Origin of the sequence: Streptomyces sp. NPDC096132, from assembly GCF_044763345.1 — a bacterium.
In the GTDB taxonomy this organism is placed as follows: Bacteria; Actinomycetota; Actinomycetes; order Streptomycetales; family Streptomycetaceae; genus Streptomyces.
Genome location: NZ_JBIWGA010000012.1, coordinates 247,081 through 265,393, shown reverse-complemented (window position 1 = coordinate 265,393; position 18,313 = coordinate 247,081). Strand labels below are relative to the sequence as shown.

The window sequence follows — 18,313 nt, the reverse complement described above, 5'->3', positions numbered from 1 at the left end:
GACCTCCTCGCTTGACGCGAGTGCCCACAGAAAATTCGTACCCCCATTGGAGTACATCCGCCAACCGGGCGCCTGGTGGGGCCGTGGGAGCGCTCAGCCGAACCGCTCGATCCGGACGCGGTCCACCGGCTGCCCGGCCGCCACCAGCAGCCGCGACGCGTGCTCGGCGAAGGCGTTGGACCCGCACACGTACGCCTCCCAGCCGCCCTCGGGCCGCTCCTGGAGCGCCGGCGCCAGATGCGCGGCCGTCAGCCGGCCCACGGCGACGCCTTCCGGCGCGCTCCGCGTGAAGACGGGCGTGGTCTCCGCGCCGTACTCGCGCGCGTAGATCAGCTCCTCGGGGCCGCGCGCGGACACCAGCAGCCGCAGCGGCACGTCCAGGCCGCGCGCCCGGTGGTGCCGGACCATCGACATCAGCGGGACGACCCCGGAGCCCGCGCCGATCAGCAGCGCGGGCCGGTCGCCCGGCCAGGCGAAGAAGCCGCTGAGCGGACCCCGCACCTCGACGCGGTCGCCCGGTCTCGCGACCGTGTGGAACCAGCCGGAGACCTCACCGCCCTCGACGTGGTCCAGGGTCAGCTCGATGTGGCCGTCGTCGTCGGGCGCGGAGGCGATCGAGTAGTGCCGCTGGGCGGTGTAGCCGTCGCCGGCGGTCAGCCGCAGCATCAGGTGCTGGCCGGGCAGATGCCCTGCCCAGGCCGGCACCGCGAACCGGAAGGTCGCCGCGTGCGGGGTCTCGCGGCGGATCTCGGTGAGCGTCGCCGTCTGCCACACGGCGGCGGCCCGGTTGCTCACCGCGATCCGGCCGGGCACGGCGAACCCGGTCGCGGGAGTGAAGATCCCGGCCACGCTTTCGGTCGACGTCTCAGTCACCGTCTCAGTCACCGGAGTACCTCTGCTCCTCCCAGGGGTTGCCCCGCTCGTGATAGCCGTTCTGCTCCCAGAACCCCGGCTCGTCGTGGTCGAGCAGCCGCAGGCCGGCGATCCACTTGGCGCTCTTCCAGAAGTACAGGTGCGGCACCAGCAGCCGCGCCGGGCCCCCGTGCTCGGGCGCGAGCGGCTTCCCGTCGTACTCGAACGCGATCCACGCCCGCCCACCGGTGAGGTCCGCGAGCGGCAGGTTGGTGGTGTACCCGGTGTGCGCGTACGCGACGGCGTGGGTGGCGGCCGGGTCCGGACGTACGACGTCGAGGAAGGCGTCCAGGGACACGCCCCCGAACCGCACCCCGAACTTCGACCAGCTCGTCACGCAGTGGATGTCGCCCTCGTACGCCGACTCCGGCAGGGCGCGCGCCTCGTCCCAGTCCCACGTCCGCTCCGCCGCGACCAGCCCGTCGATCCGGAAGGTCCACTCGGCGGGGGAGAGGTCGGGGGTGACCTCGGCGGAGAGCACGGGCCAGTCGTCGCCCGCGTCGTACTGCCCGGGTGGAAGCCCGGCGTTGAGGACGCGGGGGCGGCCGGTGAAGCCTCGGGTGACGTTCATGGTTCAACCGTACGTGGTCGTCAGGAGTGCTCCGTCCCAGGTCAGTGCCTCGATCATTGCGGCCGTATGAACATCGCACCGGACGGGGAATAGCCGTGCCGCACGCCTCCTTGGCGCTGAGTGCCGGGGCCGGTGCCCCGGTCGCAACACGAGGAGAGCGAGGAAGCAGATGCCCAAGGCGTACGTCTTCACGCGGTACGGCGGACCGGAGACCCAGGAGTTCGTGGAGCTGGACCGGCCCGTCCCCGGCCCCGGCCAGGTGCTGGTGGCCGTGCGCGCGGCGGGCGTGAACCCCGTCGACTGGAAGCTGCGCACGGGCTATCGGCGCCCCGGCGACACCGGTGAGCGCGTGTTCCCCTCGGTCCTGGGCAACGAGGTCGCCGGCGTCGTCGAGGAGACCGGCGAGGGCGTCACCGGATTCGCGCCCGGCGCCGAGGTGTTCGGGACCGCCGTCGCGGGCGGCTACGCCGAGTACGCGCTGCTCACGACCGACTTCGCGGCGGCCAAGCCCGCGACCCTGTCCTTCGCCGAGGCGGCCACCCTTCCCGTGGCCGCGGCCACCGCCTACGACGGGGTCCACCAGCTCGCGCTGCCCGCGGGCGCGACGCTTGTCGTCACCGGCGCGGGTGGCGGCGTCGGTGTGGCGGCCGTGCAGATCGCCCGGGCCCTCGGCGTACGGGTCGTGGGCGTCGCGAGCGAGGGCAAGAAGGAGTTCCTCGAGGCGCTCGGCGCGGTCCACGTCGCCTCCGGACCGGGCTGGGACGAACGGGCCCGCACAGCGGCTCCGGAGGGCGTCGACGGTGTCTACGACCTCGTCGGCGGCGAGGTGCTGCACCAGGCGGCGGCCCTGCTCACCGACCGCTCCAAGCTGATCACCGCCGGGGCGCCGGCGGAGGAGGTCGAGGCACTGGGCGGCGCCCGCGTGGCCCGCGTCCGCGAGTCCGCCGTGCTCGAAGCGGTGGCGGACCTGGCCGTGCGCGGCGCGTTGAACCCGCACGTCACCCGTACCTTCCCGCTGGAACAGGCGGGCGAGGCGCTGCGCACGGTCGAGGACGGCCACGCCCGCGGCAAGGTCGTGATCGAGATCGGAGCCGCGATATGACCGGCCACGTCCTCGACAACCCCGCCCTCGCCTCCCTCACCGGCCCGCACGCGCACTTCGCCGAGCGTCGGGGCCGGGTGCTGCGCTACCCGGTGGACGTCTCGCCCTGGCTGGCGCTGCCCGACGAGCCGGACGCCGACGACTGGGCGGACCTCGCGGACCTCGCAGGCCCCGGCGCGGAGGTCCCGCTGCCCGGTTTCCGGGGCGAGGTCCCCGAGGGCTGGGAGATCACCTTCCGGGTGGAGGGCGTGCAGCTGGTCGACGACGGGCTGGCCGCGGCGCCGGACCCCGAGGCGGTCCGCCTCGGCCCCGCGGACGTCCCCGAGATGCTCGACCTGGTCGCCCGCACCCAGCCCGGACCCTTCGAGCAACGCACGATCGAACTCGGCACCTACCTGGGCCTCCGCCGCGACGGCGCCCTGATCGCCATGGCCGGCGAGCGCCTCCACCCGCCGGGCTGGACCGAGATCAGCGCGGTCTGCACCGACCCCGCCTTCCGCGGCGAGGGACTCGCCACCCGCCTGATCCTCGCCGTCGCCCACGGCATCCGCGCACGCGGCGAGACCCCCTTCCTGCACACCGGCGCCGGCAACACGGGCGCCATCCGCCTCTACGAGTCCCTGGGCTTCCGCCTGCGCCGGAGAACGGCGTTCCTGGCCGCCCGGACACCGACTCCGGAACGGCCGCCGGCTCTCGTGCCGTAGGGCGGAAAAGGGTTACCGGGTCGCGGCGCGCCGGTGCGAGACTGCCCGGCGTGCCCCGACCCGAACTCACCGAACTCGACCATCTGCGCGAGATCGAACGGCTCGCCAGGGCGGTCACGGAGGCCTTCCCGCACGACCGGGACCAGAAGGAGGCGACGCGCCTCGGGCGTGCCGTGAACGCCCTGGACCGCGCCCTGCGCCGACATCACTTCCCCGGCGACGGCTGTCTGCCCGAGGAGGAGGACCGGCCGACGGTCCGCCTCGTGGGGGTGGTGGTGCTGCGGCCGTCCGTCATGCCCGCGGGCACGGACGAGTCGTACGAGGAGGCCTGCGCGCGCCTCGGTGTCGCACCCCGTGCCGAGGGCTGGGCCCTGTGGAACACCTGGGGGGACGGCGGGGCCCCGGTGACGCTGGTGGTCTCCGCCGTGGACACGACGGAGGGGCTGCTCGCGAACTGGGCGCGCGGCCGGGCGGTGTACCCGGTCGCGCCGGTCCCCTCCCAGATCGCCGCCGTCCGGCAGAACTGGTCGGGCCCCATGACCTTCTCTCCGCGCGCCGTCGCGGAACTCGGGGTCGGCGGACTGCCGTAGCGGGCCGGCGGACGGTCAGCGGGCCGGCGGACGGTCGTGGCGGACTGCCGTGGTCGTCAGTCGCCCTCGGGGAGCCAGGCGTTGTACCGCACCAGGTACTCCGCGAACCGCTCCAGATCCTCCTCCGGCCACCCGGCGAGCCGTTCCCGGAAGGCCGTGCGGCGGCTTTCGGTGACCTGGGCGAGGATGTGCCGGCCGGCGTCGGTGAGATGGAGGACGTGGACGCGGTGGTCCTGGGGGTCGACGCGACGCTCGACGAGGTCCGCCCGCTCCAGGGCGGTGACCTGGCGGCTGACCGTCGACTTGTCCAGGGCGTAGTGCGCGGCCAGGTCGGTGGCCCGGCAGCCGCCGCTCTCCTCCAGATGACCGAGGAGCGTGTACGACACCAGCGACAGCTCGGGATGCAGCCGGCCGGCGGAGGCGCGGGCGCGACGGGCGAAGACCGTCATCTCCCGCTGGATGGTCTCCACGGCCTCGGCAGTGTCCACCGTTCCTCCCTCGCGCTCCTAGTTGCACAGTACAACTTGAGGGCTCCCGAGGGCCTCCCGCGGGCCTTGCTGGGGTAGGGTGATCGTCCGGCTGCGGATGTGCCCAGCCGTGTGAGTCCGAGGAGGTGAGACCCATTACCGCAGTGTCAGGTCGGGTGCTCTCCCCTCGGAGCGGCGCGGATCGCCGCCCGTAGGCGCCTGCGGGAGCGCCCTTCGACTGTCGAAAGGCTCTCGGCTTTCCATGCCTCCGTCATCTCCGGCATCCCCCTCTTCCCCGTCGTCCCGGTTCTCCCCGTCGACTTCCCTCCCGTCCCGTGACGCCGTCGTCGCCGCGCTGCGCGCCGCCGGCTGCGTCTTCGCCGAGGACGAGGCGGAGTTGATCCTCGCCGCCGCCCGTACGCCCGAGGAACGCGACGCCATGGTGGCGCGCCGCGTGGCCGGTCATCCCCTCGAACTCGTCGTCGGCTGGGCCGAGTTCCGCGGACTGCGCGTCACCGTCGAACCGGGCGTCTTCGTGCCCCGCCGCCGTACCGAGTTCCTCGTCGAGCAGGCGCTCGCGCACGCCCCGCACGCGTCCGTCGTCGTGGACCTGTGCTGCGGCTCGGGAGCGGTCGGCGCGGCCCTCGCCGCGGCGCTGGGCGAGGTCGAACTGCACGCCGCCGACATCGACCCGGTGGCGGTGCGCTGTGCCCGCGCCAATGTCGCCGCCCACGGCGGCCACGCCCACCAGGGCGACCTGTTCGAGGCGCTCCCCGGTCGGCTGCGGGGCCGGATCGACATCCTCGCCGCCAACGTGCCGTACGTCCCCACCGGCGAGGTCCCCCTGCTGCCGGCGGAGGCCCGCGACCACGAGCCGCTCACCGCCCTCGACGGCGGCGGCGACGGCCTCGAGGTGCTGCGCAGGGTCGCCGCCGAGGCCCCGGAGTGGCTCACGCCCGGCGGGATCCTCCTGGTGGAGACCAGCGAGCGGCAGGCCCCGGCCGCCGTCGAGGCCTTCACCCGCGCCGGTCTGACGGCCCGTCCGGCCGAGGACGAGGAGCGGTACGCCCACATCGTCCTCGGCACCCGGGTCAGGTAGCGGCGCCGCTGCCCGTGGGGCTGGGGGAGCGGTCGTCCCCGCGGTCCCACGGGCCGTGCCCCGGGAAGCCGCCGCGCCGGTCGTCCCCGTCCCCGCCCCTGTCCGGGCCGCGGTCGCCGAAGTCGCCGGACAGGACACGGGACGCCGTGTACGTGTCGCCGGAACGGGAGCCGACGACGAGCACCGTGTCGCCCTTCTTCAGCGCGTCCGCGCCGGACCCGGACGAGTCGTCGGTGCGCACGGAGGCGTCCGCGCCGACCGTCCACGTCCACGAGGTGTCGTCCTCGCTCTTCACGGTGACCCGGTCGCCGTCCACCTTCTCGACCGTGCCCCGCTGCCAGACCCGTACGACCCACTTGCCGGTGTCACGGTCCTTCACGGTCGCCTCGCCGTGGGCCGCTTCGCCGCCCATTCCGAAGCCGAACCAGGGGCCGCCGTGGTCGTGCCGGCCACCGGGGCCCTCCGAGGGCGACGAGGGCGAGGCGGACGCTGACGGGGACGCGGACGCCGGGCCGTCGGACGAGCCGCCCGACGTCGCCGCGTAGGCGACCGTGCCGCCGAGGGCCAGGACCACGACGGTCGTGGCCGCGATCACCGCACGTCCGCGCGCCGACCGGCGCCGCCACAGCGTGCGCAGGGAGGCGGGCTCCCGCTCCTCGCCGCCCGGCCCCGAGAGCACCTCCACCTCGTCCGGCTGCTGCTCATGCTCCTGCATCACGGCTCACCTTCCTCGGCCCGGCCGACGGGGCGTCGGGCACGAACGGCACTCCTCACTGTGATTGTCCGAGCAGAGCGGTAAGGAAGCGGTAATAAAAGCCTGTGAATCGGGGCGTACGCCGCCGCACCCGCGCGGCGTCACCCGCGTGACCGGGCCACCAGCAGCGCCACGTCGTCGTGGTTGTCGGGGTGGTGCAGCGCGGTCAGCAGATGGTCGCAGAGCTCCTCCAGCGGGCGGACGGGATCGTCCAGGAGGGCCAGCAGCGCGTCGAGGCGTTCGTCGAGGGAGTGCAGCCGGGTCTCCACCAGCCCGTCCGTGTACAGCACGAGCTGGTCGCCGGGCGCGAAGTCGACGTCGGTGGTGGAGAAGGCCACCCCGCCCACGCCCAGCGGCACCCCCGTGGGCAGGTCGAGCAGTTCCGGGGCCAGGCCCGGGCGCACCCGGGCCGGCGGCAGATGCCCGGCGTTGGCGATACGGCACCTGCCCAGCCGGGGGTCGTGGACGGCGTACACGCAGGTGGCGATGGAGTGGTCCAGGCCCTGGGTGATCCTGTCGAGGTGCTCCAGGAGCACCGCGGGGTCGAGGTCGAGGGAGGCCAGCGTGGTCGTCGCGGTGCGCAGCCGGCCCATCGTGGCGGCCGCGTCGATACCGCTGCCCATCACGTCGCCGACGACGAGCGCGGTCTTGCCGTCCTGGAGCGGGATGACGTCGAACCAGTCGCCGCCGACCTCGATGGTGGCGCCCGCCGGCTGGTAGCGGGAGGCGACCTCCAGGCCACCGGTGACCGGCGGATGGCTGGGCAGCAGACTGCGCTGGAGGGTGAGCGCGGTCGTACGGGCGTTCTGGTACCAGCGGGCGTTGTCGATCTGCACGGCCGCGCGGGCGGCCAGCTCCCGGGCGAGCAGCAGGTCGTCCCGGCCGAACGGCAGCGGGTTGTGGATCCGCTTGAGGTCCAGGGCGCCGAGCACCTCGCCCCGCGCGATGAGGGGCACGGCCAGGTAGGAGTGCACACCGGCCCGGGCCAGCAGGTCGGCCGCCTCCGGGGAGGGCGCGATACGGGCGAGGTCCTCGTCCTTGACCTGCGCCACCATGACCGGCTGCCCGGTGCGCACGCACTCCGTGACCAGTTGGTCGGGGGCGTAGCGGACCACCTGCCCGGCGGGGTCGGCGGCCCGCAGCGCGTCCGGTGCGTCGACGGCCCGCACCGCCAGGGAGCGGATCGCGGCCGCCTCGGTGGGCCGGAGGCTGGAGCGCCGGCCCGCCACCACGTCGTCGAGCAGGTCCACCGACGCCACGTCCGCCAGCTCCGGCACGGCGACCTCGGCCAGTTCGCGGGCGGTGCGCTCCAGGTCCAGGGTGGTGCCGATCCGGGCGGAGGCGTCGGCGATCACGGCCAGCCGGCGCCGGGCGGCCTCTGCCTCGACGCCCGCCCGGTACTGCTCGGTGACGTCGATGACCGAGGCGGCCACGCCGAGGACCGTTCCGCGTGAGTCCTCCAGCCGGTACAGGGAGAGCGACCAGGCGTGTTCCTCGGTCGGGTCGGACCGGGTCCGTCCGACGGCGGACCGGTCGAGGAGCGGCACCCCGGTGCGGAGCACCTCGCGCACGGCCGCCTCCAGGGCGTCCGCGTCCACCGCGGGCACCACGTCGCGCAGCCTGCGGCCGACGTGCTCCTCCGCCGGCACGCCGTTGATCCGGGCCAGCGCCTGGTTGACCGAGACGTAGCGCAGGTCCGTGTCCACGACGGCCAGGCCGATGGGCGACTGGGCGACCATCCGTGTCGACAGCGCCACGTCCCGCTCCAGCCGGCGCACCGTCGTCTGGTCCGTCGCGAGCCCCAGGGCGTAGACGTCGCCCTGGTCGTTGACCAGCCGCATGTTGCGGAACTCCACCATCCGGGTGGAGCCGTCCTTGCACCGGATGGGGAAGGCCCCCGCCCAGCTCTGCCCGGTGGCCATGACGTCGGCGAACAGCTTGACGACCAGGTCGACATGGCGCTCGTGGATCATCACCCGGGCCGCGTACTGCCCCAGCGCCTCCGCCGCCGTGTAGCCGAACAGCTCCTCGGCCTGCGGGCTCCACAGCACGATGCGCCCCTCGGTGTCGAGCACCACCGAGGCCACGTTCAGCACGTCCAGCAGCCCGCTGGGCCCGGTCGGGCCACCACTCGCGGCCGTGGACGATCCTGCTGCACTCATGCCACGCACCGCCTCCGCATGTCGCCGCGGCACGCTGTCCCCCGTGCCGACTCCCCCTGTTCTACCGCGCTCAACCCTTTTCTCCCACGGCTCGGGACGCCCTTCTCCATGCTCCTCCAGTACGGCGGTGACCGCTGTTCTCCTCAAGGCCGGGCCCCGTCCATCGGATTGGTCTGTACATGACTACCGAACCGCGCCAGACTGTCCGCCGATCGCGCCCTCCACCCACCGACGAGGAGCTTCCGCATGCCCCTGCGCCCCGCCAGGCCCCGCCGCCACGCGGTCCGCACCATCCGCACCGCCCTCGTCGCGCTGGCCACCGCGTCGGCCGCCGCCCTCTTCGCCGCCCCGCCCGCCTCGGCCGCCGACACCTGGACCGAGGTCGGCTCCGACCGGGCCGACCCGCTCACCGAGAGCCAGGGGCTGACCTCGGTCGAGGTCCCCGCGAACAGCGCCAATCGCTACACCGGCATCGGCACCATCCCCCTCTCCGTGTCCACCCGCGGCTGGAACCACGTCGGCGACCCCGACGCCTCCTACGACGGCTACTACGTCGAGCCCTATCAGGCCGACTCGGGAACCTCGAAGATGTACCGCGTGCAGTCGCCCGGAGGCACCTGGTCGGAGTACGTCCACACGCTCGGCTCGGGCGAGGCGCTGAACAACTCCTGGGTGGCCATCACCCCGGACGGCAAGTGGATGCTGTCGGGCGAGTACGGCACCATGACCCGCTTCCTCGTCCTCCCGACCCCCGGCGCGAATGCCGGCACCTCGCCCTCGGCCAACCTGCCGCAGGTGTCGACCGTCCGACTGGACCACGCCGTACGCGACGTCCAGGGCTGCGACTTCACCGGACCGACCACCCTGCTGTGCTCCTCCGACGACCCGGCCGGCACCCTCTTCGGCATCACCAAGCCCCTCCTCCAGGTCGACCTGTCCGCCGCTCCCAACGGCACGTCCGACGTCACCGGCCATGTCACGGCCCTGCGCCAGCTGCCGCTGCGGAGCTCCTGCTCGGGCACCTTCGAGGCGGAGGGCATCGACTACGACCGCCGCACCGGCACCCTGCGTGTGATCGTGGTGTCGCCCGGCTTCTGCGTGCTGACGGACAGCAAGACGTACCGCTTCACCAAGAGCTGAGCGCCTCGACTGCGCCGAGAGGGCGGGCGGGGCGCCTCACGGCCGTCGCTGGTCCCGCCCGGGAAGTGGTGCTTTTCTGGGGATGTGGCGCGGTGGGAGGGGAACCCGTACCGCCGCGCCACCGCCACGAGAGGAGCGATCACGATGGACCGTGAGCGTCTGCACGAGGAGCCCGTCTCCCTCGAGATCAGCGGATGCAGCAAGGAGGACGCCCGGATCGTCTTCGACACGCTGTGCGCCTGCTTCGAGTCCGACCGGGGCCCGGAGGAGGTGCCGCAGCAGCTCCACGAGACCAGGCCGATGGTGTGGCTCGGCACCTTCGAGGTCACCGACACCCATGAGTGCCCCCCGCCGGCCCGTCTCTCGGCGTCCGTCGAGGCCGACGCGCAGGGCGGCTACTGGGCGATCGAACGGCTGCGCTCCACGCTGGACTCCCTCTTCGCCGTGCGCGACCTCTCCTCGGCCTCCGGGGACCAGGAGCGGGAGCTGCACGTCCTCCTCGAAAGCAGGTGAGGCGTACGACGGGTGGGACGCCCGGCAGGTGAAGTGCGGCACACCCCCCGGCAGTGATTGTGCAACTAGTTGCATAACCCGTGCGCGGTCCTCTAGAACTGGAGGCGAACAACGCCGCGCACGGAGGCCGCCATGAGCCGTTACCCCCATCTGCTGAGCCCGCTCGACCTGGGCTTCACCACGCTGCCCAACCGCGTCCTGATGGGCTCGATGCACGTCGGCCTGGAGGAGGCCGACCGAGGCTTCGAGCGGATGGCCGAGTTCTACGCCGCCCGCGCCCGCGGGGGAGTGGGTCTGATCGTCACCGGCGGCATCGCCCCCAACGACGAGGGGCGCCCGTACGAGGGCGGCGCCAAGCTCACCACCGACGAGGAGGCCGGGCAGCACCGGGCGATCACCGAGGCCGTCCACCGCGAGGGCGGCCGGATCGCGCTGCAGATCCTGCACTTCGGCCGCTACGCCTACCACCGCGACCTGGTGGCCCCCAGCCCGCTCCAGGCCCCCATCAGCCCCTTCCCGCCCCGCGAGCTGACCGACGAGGACGTCGAGCGCACCATCGACGACTACGCCCGCACCGCCCGCCTCGCCCAGCGGGCCGGGTACGACGGCGTCGAGATCATGGGCTCGGAGGGCTACCTGATCAACGAGTTCATCGCCGCCCCGACCAACCACCGCACCGACCGCTGGGGCGGCTCGTACGAGAACCGGATGCGCTTCCCCGTCGAGATCGTGCGCCGGGTCCGCGAGGCGGTCGGCGAGAACTTCATCGTCGTCTACCGGCTGTCCATGCTGGACCTCGTGCCCGGCGGCTCCACGCTCGACGAGGTCGTCACCCTCGCCAAGGCTGTCGAGGAGGCCGGCGCGACCATCATCAACACCGGCATCGGCTGGCACGAGGCCCGCATCCCCACCATCGCCACCTCCGTGCCGCGCGGCGCCTACACCTGGGTGACGAAGAAGCTGATGGGCGCGGTGTCCGTCCCGCTCGTCACCACCAACCGCATCAACACCCCCGAACTCGCCGAGCAGTTGCTCGCCGACGGCTGCGCCGACATGATCTCGATGGCCCGGCCGATGCTCGCCGACCCCGACTTCGTGAACAAGGCGGCCGCCGGTACACCGGAGGCCATCAACACCTGCATCGGCTGCAACCAGGCATGTCTCGACCACACGTTCAGCGGCCAGATCACCTCCTGCCTGGTCAACCCGCGCGCCTGCCACGAGACCGAACTGGTCCTGTCCCCCACGCGGTTGCGCAAGCGCGTCGCCGTCGTCGGCGCGGGACCGGCGGGCCTCGCCTGTGCGGTGACGGCGGCCGAACGCGGCCACCAGGTCACGCTGTTCGACGCGGCGAGCGAGATCGGCGGCCAGCTCAACGTGGCCCGCAAGGTCCCCGGCAAGCAGGAGTTCGACGAGACGCTGCGCTACTTCCGCCACCAGCTCGACGCGCACGGCGTGGACGTACGCCTCGACACCCCCGTGGCGACAGGGGACTTGACCGGGTACGACGAGGTGGTCGTCGCCACCGGCGTCACGCCGCGCACGCCCGACATCCCCGGCGCCGACCACCCGAGCGTCGTCGGCTACCTCGACGTCCTGCGCGACGGCGCGCCCGTCGGCGACCGGGTCGCCATCCTCGGTGCCGGCGGCATCGGATTCGACGTCGCGGAGTTCCTCACCGACGGCGGCGACCGGACGAGCGAGGACCCGGCGGCGTACTTCCGCCAGTGGGGCGTCGACATGGACTACCAGGAGCCCGGCGGCCTCGCGCGCCCCGAGCGCCCGGCCCCGCCGCGCACGGTCCACCTGCTCCAGCGCAAGACCAGCAAGGTCGGCGCCGGCCTGGGCAAGACCACGGGCTGGATCCACCGCACCGAACTCAAGCACCGGGGCGTGACCATGGTCCCGGGCGTGCGCTACGACCGTATCGACGACGCGGGACTGCACATCACCGTCGGTGAGCAGAGCACGGTCCTGGAGGTCGACACCATCGTGCTGTGCACCGGCCAGGACCCGCGCCGGAACCTGTACGAGGAGCTGCTCGACGCCGGTGCGAAGGCGCACCTCATCGGGGGCGCCGACGTGGCCGCCGAACTGGACGCCAAGCGCGCGATCAAGCAGGGCACGGAGCTGGCGGCGGCACTGTAGGCGCCGGCGGCACGACCCCGACCCCCGTACGGGCACGTCCCTAGGATGACTCCATGTCACTCCCGCACGCGATCCTCACCGCCCTGCTCGAGAAGCCGTCGTCGGGGCTGGATCTGACCCGCCGGTTCGACAAGTCGATCGGCTACTTCTGGTCGGCGACGCACCAGCAGATCTATCGCGAGCTGGGAAAACTGGAGGCCGAGGGCCATATCCGCGCCCTGCCCGCGCAGCAGCCGGCCCGCGGGCAGAAGAAGGCCTACGAGGTCCTGCCCGCGGGCCGCGCCGAACTGGCACGGTGGACGGCGGCGTCCCAGGACCCCAAGCCGCACCGCGACGCGCTGCTGCTCAGGCTGCGCGCCGCGGCGGTCGTCGGCACGGCGGGCCTGGAGGCCGACCTGCGCCGCCATCTCGAGCTGCACCGGCGGCAGTTGGCGGAGTACGAGGAGATCGAGAAGCGCGACTTCCCGCCCGGCGACACCGGCGCGCAGGCCAGGCTGCAACACCTGGTCCTGCGCGCGGGAATCGAACTCGAGACCTTCTGGATCCAGTGGCTCACCGAGGCACTGGAGGAACTGCCCGTGATCGATCACGGGTGATCTGATCGGGCACGGGTGACTAGAGGCGGTACGGCTTCGAGCGGCGGCGGAGGAACCAGGCCGCCGCGATGATCCCGACGCCCACCAGCGCACCGCCCACCCCCATCGTCACGGGACCGACGTCGCGGGCCGCGCCGCCGAGGCCGCCCATGACACCGCGCGAGGGCGAGGGGGTCGGGGGCGCGGTCGTGGTCGCGGAGATCGTCGGGGTGGACACCGACGACACGATCACGGACTGGGTGCCCGCGGTGTTGCCGTTGGAGCACATGACGATCACGGTGTACGTGCCGGGGGACACGCTCGACCAGGCGGCGGACTGGCTGACCGTCGTCCCCGACAGCGCCACCTGGCGCCCTTGGGCGAAGCTCCCCTGACTGCTGTTGAGCAGGGACGCGGTGCCCCAGCTGCCGTTGATCTGCAGGCACGCGCTGGTCACCACGGACACCGTGGTGCCGGTCGTGCTCACCGAGATGCCGGAGACCGCGGCCGCAGGCTGGGCGGACAGGGCGAGCGGCAGCGCTGCGGCGGCTGCCACGGTCAGTCCTGAGCGGAGAAGTACACGGGAAGTGCGCATCGGATGTCCTCCGGCGGCACGGTTGGCGGTACATCCCGCCGAGGGTCGGGTACGCCCGTGCTGCCTCAGGGGCAGCCAACGCTGCCCCGGACCGTCCCGCACCCGAAGCGCAGCCGGGCAGGTGACGGATTCCTTCGGACGGCGCAGGCGTCAGCCGCCCGCCCCCGTGGTCACGGTCCGCTCCGCCGAGTACGCCCCCCAGGTCCCGTCCGGCAGCCGCGCCCGCAGCCGCACCCGGTGCGTGACCCCCGGGTCGCGTCCGGCGTAGAAGCTGTACGTCGCCCTGCCGCGCGGCGGCGTCCCGCCCCAGACCAGCGAGGTGACCGTCGCCCCGTCGAGCTGGATCCCGTACTCGGTGACCACGCCGTCCACGCGTGGCGCCACCCAGGACAGGTCGATGTAGTGGGCCCCGTCGGCCGCGCGCCGGGTTGTGGCGCGGAAGCCGGTGGGCGCCGTGTCCCGCCCGTCGTCGGTGCCGGGCGGGGTGGTCACGCGCACGGCCGGGCCGGCGGGCGACAGATTGTCGGCGGCGTCCCGTGCCCGGACGGTGAAGGAGTACCGCGTGCCCGGCCGCAGCCCCGTGACGACCGTCGCGGTCTGGGCCCCGCCGACGCTGTGGATCCTCGTGCCACCCTGGTAGACGTCGTACGACAGCACCTCGCGGTCGTCCGTGGACGCCGACCAGGACAGCTGGACCGCCCGGCTCCCGGCGGCCCGGCCGGTGACCCCGCCCGGGCGGGTCGGCGCCGAGGTGTCCGCCGGGGCCGCCGCCGGTGTCGTGGCCCGGACCTCCCGGCTGGGCGGCCCGAGCCTGCCGTCGTCGTCACGGGCTCGCACCGTGAAGACGTACTCGGTGGCCGGCGCGAGACGCACGACGTCCAGCATGTGCGCGGAGCCGGGCACGTCGCCGACCTTCCTGCCGCCCCGGTAGACCTCGTACGCGCCGACCGGCGGATCCGCGGCGACCGCGTTCCACATGACGTGCACGCTGGTCGCGCTCCCCGCCCGCGCGGTCACCCCCGTCGGAGCGCCGGGTGCCCGCCCGTCGTCACCGCCGCCGGCCGCGCATCCGCACGACACGGCCAGCGCCAATCCGCACAGCAACACGCGTCGCACGGCTTCGCCTCCCGGGACCGGCGTGGCGGCAATGGTCCGGACCAATATGGCGCGATGGCGCGAGCACATCAAGACGGCGGACGCGAACGCGGCAAGATGGCGAACGTATGAAGACGGCGATACGGGTGCGGGGGTTGCGTGACCGCTCGGGAAAGTTACGTATGCTGAAGCTCCTCCCGGCCGAACTCTCCCTGAGGGCACTTGAGTTCGGGCCGGTGGCGCGGACCGCTGTCGTCGCTGATCCCGCGCCGGCGCAGTGGCCGGGGGGCCGGAGCCCGCTACGGCGCCGGCCCCCGGGCCCCTGTCGGACCGTCAGAAGAGTGCACCGTACGGCCCCCTCGGAATGGCCCCGGGATGCGACCCGCACCAGATTGGGCGGAGTGTCCGTCACCGTCCCACGAGAGGTCCCCCATCGTGCGCGCCCAGTCGATGACCCTGGCCGCGGCCGGCCTCGCCCTGCTGGCCCCGGCCACCGTCTCCCTCACCGCCCTACCGGCCCAGGGCACCCCCGGGGCACCGGCGATACGGCAGGAGGGCTTCGTGCGCGCCGCCGACCTGCTGGCCCGGGTACGGAACTGCACCGCCGTGTCCCGGGGCCGCTACCCCACCGACAACGGCGCGCCCGCGACCGTCCCGGTCTGCGGCACCCCCGAGGCGGTCTACTGGACGGCCGACATGGACATCGACTGCGACGGCCGTCCCGGCCCGCACTGCAACAGCAGTAACGATCCCTGGTTCTCCGACGCCACCGCCTTCACGCAGTCCGACGGCCGCTATCTGAGCGCCGAGACCCTGCCCTACATCGTGGTGCCCGGCGCGAGCACCGTCTGGGACTACCGCGAGTACGGGGTGCGCGGAGGCTCGGTGGCGGCGGTCGTCTACCGGGACCGGGTGCAGTACGCGGTCGTCGGTGACGTCGGACCGTACGGCATCATCGGTGAGGCTTCCTACGCCACCGCCGCGGCCCTCGGCATCCGCCCCGACCCGCAGGGCGGCGGCGCCCCGTCCGGCGTCACCTACATCGTCTTCAAGAACTCCCGCGCGACCCCCGTCGAGAGCCATGCCTCCGCCGTGGCGGTGGGGGAGCGGCTCGCCCGGTCGTTCGTACAGGCCGCGAAGTCCACGGTCCGGCGGTCGCAGGCCACGGAGGACGAGGGCGCCGAGGAGGAGTAGGGCGGGCGCGGCGACTGCGCGGCGACCTGCGGCGGGGCCGTGAGGCGACGGCCGGACGGCCGCGGTGGGTGGGGGAGCGGCCGTCCGGCGCCTGTTGACGGGGTGTCAGACTGCCGACCAGCCGTCGTCGACCGGCAGGACCACGCCGTTGATGTTGCTCGCCGCGTCCGAGGCGAGGAAGACGATCGCGGCGGCCTGCTCCTCCGGCTCGGCCAGTCGGCCGACGTTGACGAAGTGCGGGCCCAGCGCCGCCGGACCGTGGGCCGCCTGGTCGGCGTCCACGACGATCGCCGTCTTCGTGCCGCCCGGCGCTATCGCGTTGGCGCGGATGCCCTTGCCGCGGTACATCACCGCGAGGGACTTCGTCAGCCCGACCACGCCGTGCTTCGAGGCGGTGTACGCCGCGCCCGCCGCGCTGCCCCGCAGGCCCGCCTCCGACGCGGTGCTCACGATCGCCCCCTTGCCGGCGGCCAGCATGTGCGGCAGCACCGCGCGGGTGAGGAGGAAGGGCGCGGTGAGGTTGACCCGGACGACCCGCTCCCACTCGGCGTCGCTGACGTCCGCCAGCGCCGACATCCGGTCCATGATCCCGGCGTTGTTCACCAGCACGTCCACTCCGCCGAAGCGCTCCACCGCCGTGGCCGTCACCTCGTCGACGACGGCCTGCTCGCTGAGGTCGCCGGTGACGGCCGCGGCCGTACCGCCCGCCTCCTCGATCTCCTTGACGACGGCCTGCGCGCCGTCCGCGTTGAGATCGGCCACCAGCACCCGGGCCCCCTCCGCGGCGAAGGCCAGGGCGGTGGCGCGCCCGATGCCCGAGCCCGCTCCGGTGACGACGACGCTGCGGCCTTCCAGTCCAGTGGCCATGAGGTGCTCCTTGCTGCCATGTGCGCGCTTCCCGCGCGGTCGATGTGCACCCTACGACTTAATGTCTGTGAGTGACATAAAGTCGTGGTGAAGAATCTCTGACGCACGGAATCGGTGAGCGGACGGCGACGAAAACGGAGGTCGACTGGATGACCGCACCCCAGGGACGCACGGGCCGCCCGCCCCTGACCGAGGAGCGCAAGGCGGAGATCCGGCTGGAGATCGCCCGCGCCGCGGTGGACCTCTTCGTGGACCAGGGCGTCGCGGCCACCACCGGCGAGCAGATCGGCCAGGCGGTGGGGGTCTCCGCGCGCACGGTCTGGCGGTACTTCCCCAGCAAGGAGAGCTGTGTACGGCCGCTCCTGACGGCCGGTATCGACGCGATCGCCGCCTGTCTGCGCGAGTGGCACCCCGGCCGCAGCCTGGGCGAGGCCTTCGCCCGCATCCTGGAGGCCGACGAGCGCATGGTCGTCGGACCCGACCCCACGACCGTGGGCGCTCTCGTCCGGCTGACCCGCACCGAACCGGGCCTGCGCGCCGTCTGGCTGCAGACCTACGACGAGGCCGAGCCGGCGTTCGCCCGCGCCCTCGCCGAACGGGCCGGACTGCCGGCCGGCGACCTCCGGCCGGCCATCCAGGCGGCGATGTTCAACGCGGCCCTGCGCGCCGCCGTGGAACAGCACGCGTGGCGCACCGCCCGCGCGCCCGAGGACCCGGCGACGGTACGGGCCGAACTGGCGGAGGCCGTCCGCTCGGCCCTCGCCGTCGCCTCGGAGGGACTGACCTGAACCCGGTCCGGACCGGTGTCACACCTTCCGGTAGTCGTACGCCTCCACGGCCGCCGCCTCCACCGCGTCCAGGTCGGCTCCCGTCGCCGCCGTCACCACGGCGGCCACCGCGCCCTCGACGAAGGGCGCGTCCACCAGACGGGCGGTCTCGGGGAGCTCGTCGCCCTCGGCGAGCAGCGCCTTGACCGTGAGGACGGCGCTGCCCAGGTCGGTGAGGAGCGCGACGCCTGCGCCCCGGTCGACGGAGGCGGCAGCGGCGGCCACCAGCTCGGCGCTCGTGCCCAGCCCGCCGCCCTCGGTCCCGCCGGCCGCGGCGACCGGCACGGCCGCGCCGCCGCCCGCGAGCCCCCGCGCCAGATCCGCCACGGCGGTGGCCACGGCCGCGCTGTGGGAGACCAGCACGATCCCGACCAGTTTGTCGTCGCTCACCTTCGCCTCACTTTCCGCCGGCGTCCACGAGCGCCGCGATGAGCAGGGCGGACGAGGTGGCTCCAGGATCCTGGTGCCCGATGCTGCGCTCCCCGAGATAGCTGGCCCGGCCCTTGCGCGCCTGCAGGGGCGTCGTCGCCTCGGCACCCTGCTCGGCGGCGGTCGCGGCGGAGCCGAAACCGTCCCCGAGCGCGTCCACCGCCGGCACCAGCGCGTCGATCATCGTCTTGTCGCCCGGCGCAGCACCTCCGAGCTGCATCACGGCGTCCACACCCGCCCGCAGCGCCTCGGCGAACTGCGCCTCGCTCACCTCGGCCGTGTCCCCGAGCGCCTTCCCGGTCCGGCGCAGCAGGGTCCCGTACAGCGGTCCCGAGGCCCCGCCGACGGTGGAGATGAGCTGGCGCCCGGCGAGGACGAGGACCGCGCCCGGTGTCTGCGGTCCCTCCTTCTCCAGCGCCGCGGTCACCGCCTTGAACCCTCGATGGAGGTTGCTGCCGTGGTCGGCGTCCCCGATGGGCGAGTCGAGAGCGGTGAGCCGTTCCGCCTCGCGGTCGACGGACGCGGCGGTCACCGTCATCCAACGGCGGAAGAAGTCGGCGTCGAGCACT

Annotated in this window: 20 protein-coding genes; 10 read left to right on the top strand and 10 right to left on the bottom strand. The window is 73.5% G+C overall.

Annotation, left to right across the window (positions count from 1 at the left end; translation table 11 throughout):
- Window positions 1-93: 93 nt before the first annotated feature.
- Both ACIRF9_RS28015 and ACIRF9_RS28010 read right to left on the bottom strand, forming a co-directional pair.
- Window positions 94-849 carry a ferredoxin reductase gene (locus ACIRF9_RS28015; RefSeq protein ID WP_403827768.1) on the bottom strand — a complete coding sequence of 252 codons (756 nt, stop codon included), beginning with the start codon at window positions 847-849 and terminating at the stop codon, window positions 94-96.
- A 28-nt stretch (window positions 850-877) separates the two neighbouring features.
- Window positions 878-1,483: a sulfite oxidase-like oxidoreductase gene (locus ACIRF9_RS28010; RefSeq protein WP_403827599.1), complete on the bottom strand. Its 606-nt coding sequence runs from the start codon at window positions 1,481-1,483 to the stop codon at window positions 878-880.
- A gap of 169 nt (window positions 1,484-1,652) precedes the next feature.
- On the opposite strand from ACIRF9_RS28010, the gene ACIRF9_RS28005 reads away from it, so the two are divergent.
- From ACIRF9_RS28005 to ACIRF9_RS27995, 3 genes are read left to right on the top strand one after another with little or no spacing between them, the layout of a single operon-like run.
- Entirely contained in the window at window positions 1,653-2,585 is a 933-nt protein-coding gene (locus ACIRF9_RS28005; protein WP_403827597.1) for an NADP-dependent oxidoreductase, read from the top strand.
- The gene (locus ACIRF9_RS28000; protein WP_403827595.1) at window positions 2,582-3,289 is read left to right on the top strand and encodes a GNAT family N-acetyltransferase; all 708 of its coding nucleotides are present in this window, start codon (window positions 2,582-2,584) and stop codon (window positions 3,287-3,289) included. Before ACIRF9_RS28005 ends, ACIRF9_RS28000 begins: the two co-directional genes overlap by 4 nt.
- 50 nt (window positions 3,290-3,339) lie before the next feature.
- Entirely contained in the window at window positions 3,340-3,879 is a 540-nt protein-coding gene (locus tag ACIRF9_RS27995) for a hypothetical protein (RefSeq protein WP_403827593.1), read from the top strand.
- Window positions 3,880-3,935: 56 nt separating this feature from the next.
- Here ACIRF9_RS27995 and ACIRF9_RS27990 read toward each other — a convergent pair whose 3' ends face one another.
- Window positions 3,936-4,367 carry a MarR family winged helix-turn-helix transcriptional regulator gene (locus ACIRF9_RS27990; protein ID WP_403827591.1) on the bottom strand — a complete coding sequence of 144 codons (432 nt, stop codon included), beginning with the start codon at window positions 4,365-4,367 and terminating at the stop codon, window positions 3,936-3,938.
- 241 nt (window positions 4,368-4,608) lie between these two features.
- On the opposite strand from ACIRF9_RS27990, the gene ACIRF9_RS27985 reads away from it, so the two are divergent.
- Entirely contained in the window at window positions 4,609-5,445 is an 837-nt protein-coding gene (locus ACIRF9_RS27985; RefSeq protein WP_403827589.1) for a putative protein N(5)-glutamine methyltransferase, read from the top strand.
- Here ACIRF9_RS27985 and ACIRF9_RS27980 read toward each other — a convergent pair.
- Both ACIRF9_RS27980 and ACIRF9_RS27975 read right to left on the bottom strand, forming a co-directional pair.
- Window positions 5,438-6,160: a hypothetical protein gene (locus ACIRF9_RS27980; protein WP_403827588.1), complete on the bottom strand. Its 723-nt coding sequence runs from the start codon at window positions 6,158-6,160 to the stop codon at window positions 5,438-5,440. The genes ACIRF9_RS27985 and ACIRF9_RS27980 overlap by 8 nt on opposite strands.
- Window positions 6,161-6,300: 140 nt before the next feature.
- Window positions 6,301-8,361 carry a SpoIIE family protein phosphatase gene (locus ACIRF9_RS27975; RefSeq protein ID WP_403827586.1) on the bottom strand — a complete coding sequence of 687 codons (2,061 nt, stop codon included), beginning with the start codon at window positions 8,359-8,361 and terminating at the stop codon, window positions 6,301-6,303.
- Between the two features lie 246 nt (window positions 8,362-8,607).
- Between ACIRF9_RS27975 and ACIRF9_RS27970 the strand changes: the two genes are divergently transcribed.
- The 4 genes from ACIRF9_RS27970 to ACIRF9_RS27955 all read left to right on the top strand — a co-directional run bounded on the left by ACIRF9_RS27970 (window position 8,608) and on the right by ACIRF9_RS27955 (window position 12,758).
- Window positions 8,608-9,501, top strand: a complete 894-nt coding sequence (locus ACIRF9_RS27970; protein ID WP_403827584.1) for a hypothetical protein — start codon at window positions 8,608-8,610, stop codon at window positions 9,499-9,501.
- Window positions 9,502-9,645: 144 nt separating this feature from the next.
- Window positions 9,646-10,014: a hypothetical protein gene (locus tag ACIRF9_RS27965; RefSeq protein ID WP_403827582.1), complete on the top strand. Its 369-nt coding sequence runs from the start codon at window positions 9,646-9,648 to the stop codon at window positions 10,012-10,014.
- A gap of 132 nt (window positions 10,015-10,146) precedes the next feature.
- The gene (locus tag ACIRF9_RS27960; protein ID WP_403827580.1) at window positions 10,147-12,162 is read left to right on the top strand and encodes an FAD-dependent oxidoreductase; all 2,016 of its coding nucleotides are present in this window, start codon (window positions 10,147-10,149) and stop codon (window positions 12,160-12,162) included.
- A gap of 53 nt (window positions 12,163-12,215) precedes the next feature.
- Window positions 12,216-12,758, top strand: a complete 543-nt coding sequence (locus ACIRF9_RS27955) for a PadR family transcriptional regulator (RefSeq protein WP_403827578.1) — start codon at window positions 12,216-12,218, stop codon at window positions 12,756-12,758.
- A gap of 19 nt (window positions 12,759-12,777) precedes the next feature.
- On the opposite strand, the gene ACIRF9_RS27950 is transcribed toward ACIRF9_RS27955, so the two are convergent.
- Window positions 12,778-13,332 carry a hypothetical protein gene (locus ACIRF9_RS27950; protein WP_403827576.1) on the bottom strand — a complete coding sequence of 185 codons (555 nt, stop codon included), beginning with the start codon at window positions 13,330-13,332 and terminating at the stop codon, window positions 12,778-12,780.
- A gap of 150 nt (window positions 13,333-13,482) precedes the next feature.
- A complete protein-coding gene (locus ACIRF9_RS27945) occupies window positions 13,483-14,481 on the bottom strand; it encodes a fibronectin type III domain-containing protein (RefSeq protein ID WP_403827766.1) in 999 nt (332 codons plus the stop codon).
- Between the two features lie 381 nt (window positions 14,482-14,862).
- On the opposite strand from ACIRF9_RS27945, the gene ACIRF9_RS27940 reads away from it, so the two are divergent.
- A complete protein-coding gene (locus tag ACIRF9_RS27940; RefSeq protein ID WP_403827574.1) occupies window positions 14,863-15,621 on the top strand; it encodes a glycoside hydrolase family 75 protein in 759 nt (252 codons plus the stop codon).
- Between the two features lie 105 nt (window positions 15,622-15,726).
- Here the strand turns inward: ACIRF9_RS27940 and ACIRF9_RS27935 are convergent, their stop codons facing one another.
- Entirely contained in the window at window positions 15,727-16,488 is a 762-nt protein-coding gene (locus ACIRF9_RS27935) for an SDR family NAD(P)-dependent oxidoreductase (protein ID WP_403827572.1), read from the bottom strand.
- A gap of 149 nt (window positions 16,489-16,637) precedes the next feature.
- Between ACIRF9_RS27935 and ACIRF9_RS27930 the strand changes: the two genes are divergently transcribed.
- A complete protein-coding gene (locus ACIRF9_RS27930; protein ID WP_403827570.1) occupies window positions 16,638-17,276 on the top strand; it encodes a TetR/AcrR family transcriptional regulator in 639 nt (212 codons plus the stop codon).
- A gap of 18 nt (window positions 17,277-17,294) precedes the next feature.
- On the opposite strand, the gene ACIRF9_RS27925 is transcribed toward ACIRF9_RS27930, so the two are convergent.
- Entirely contained in the window at window positions 17,295-17,705 is a 411-nt protein-coding gene (locus ACIRF9_RS27925) for a PTS fructose transporter subunit IIA (RefSeq protein WP_403827568.1), read from the bottom strand.
- 7 nt (window positions 17,706-17,712) lie between these two features.
- Window positions 17,713-18,312 carry a dihydroxyacetone kinase subunit DhaL gene (dhaL, locus tag ACIRF9_RS27920; protein WP_403827566.1) on the bottom strand — a complete coding sequence of 200 codons (600 nt, stop codon included), beginning with the start codon at window positions 18,310-18,312 and terminating at the stop codon, window positions 17,713-17,715.
- Window position 18,313: the final 1 nt, after the last annotated feature.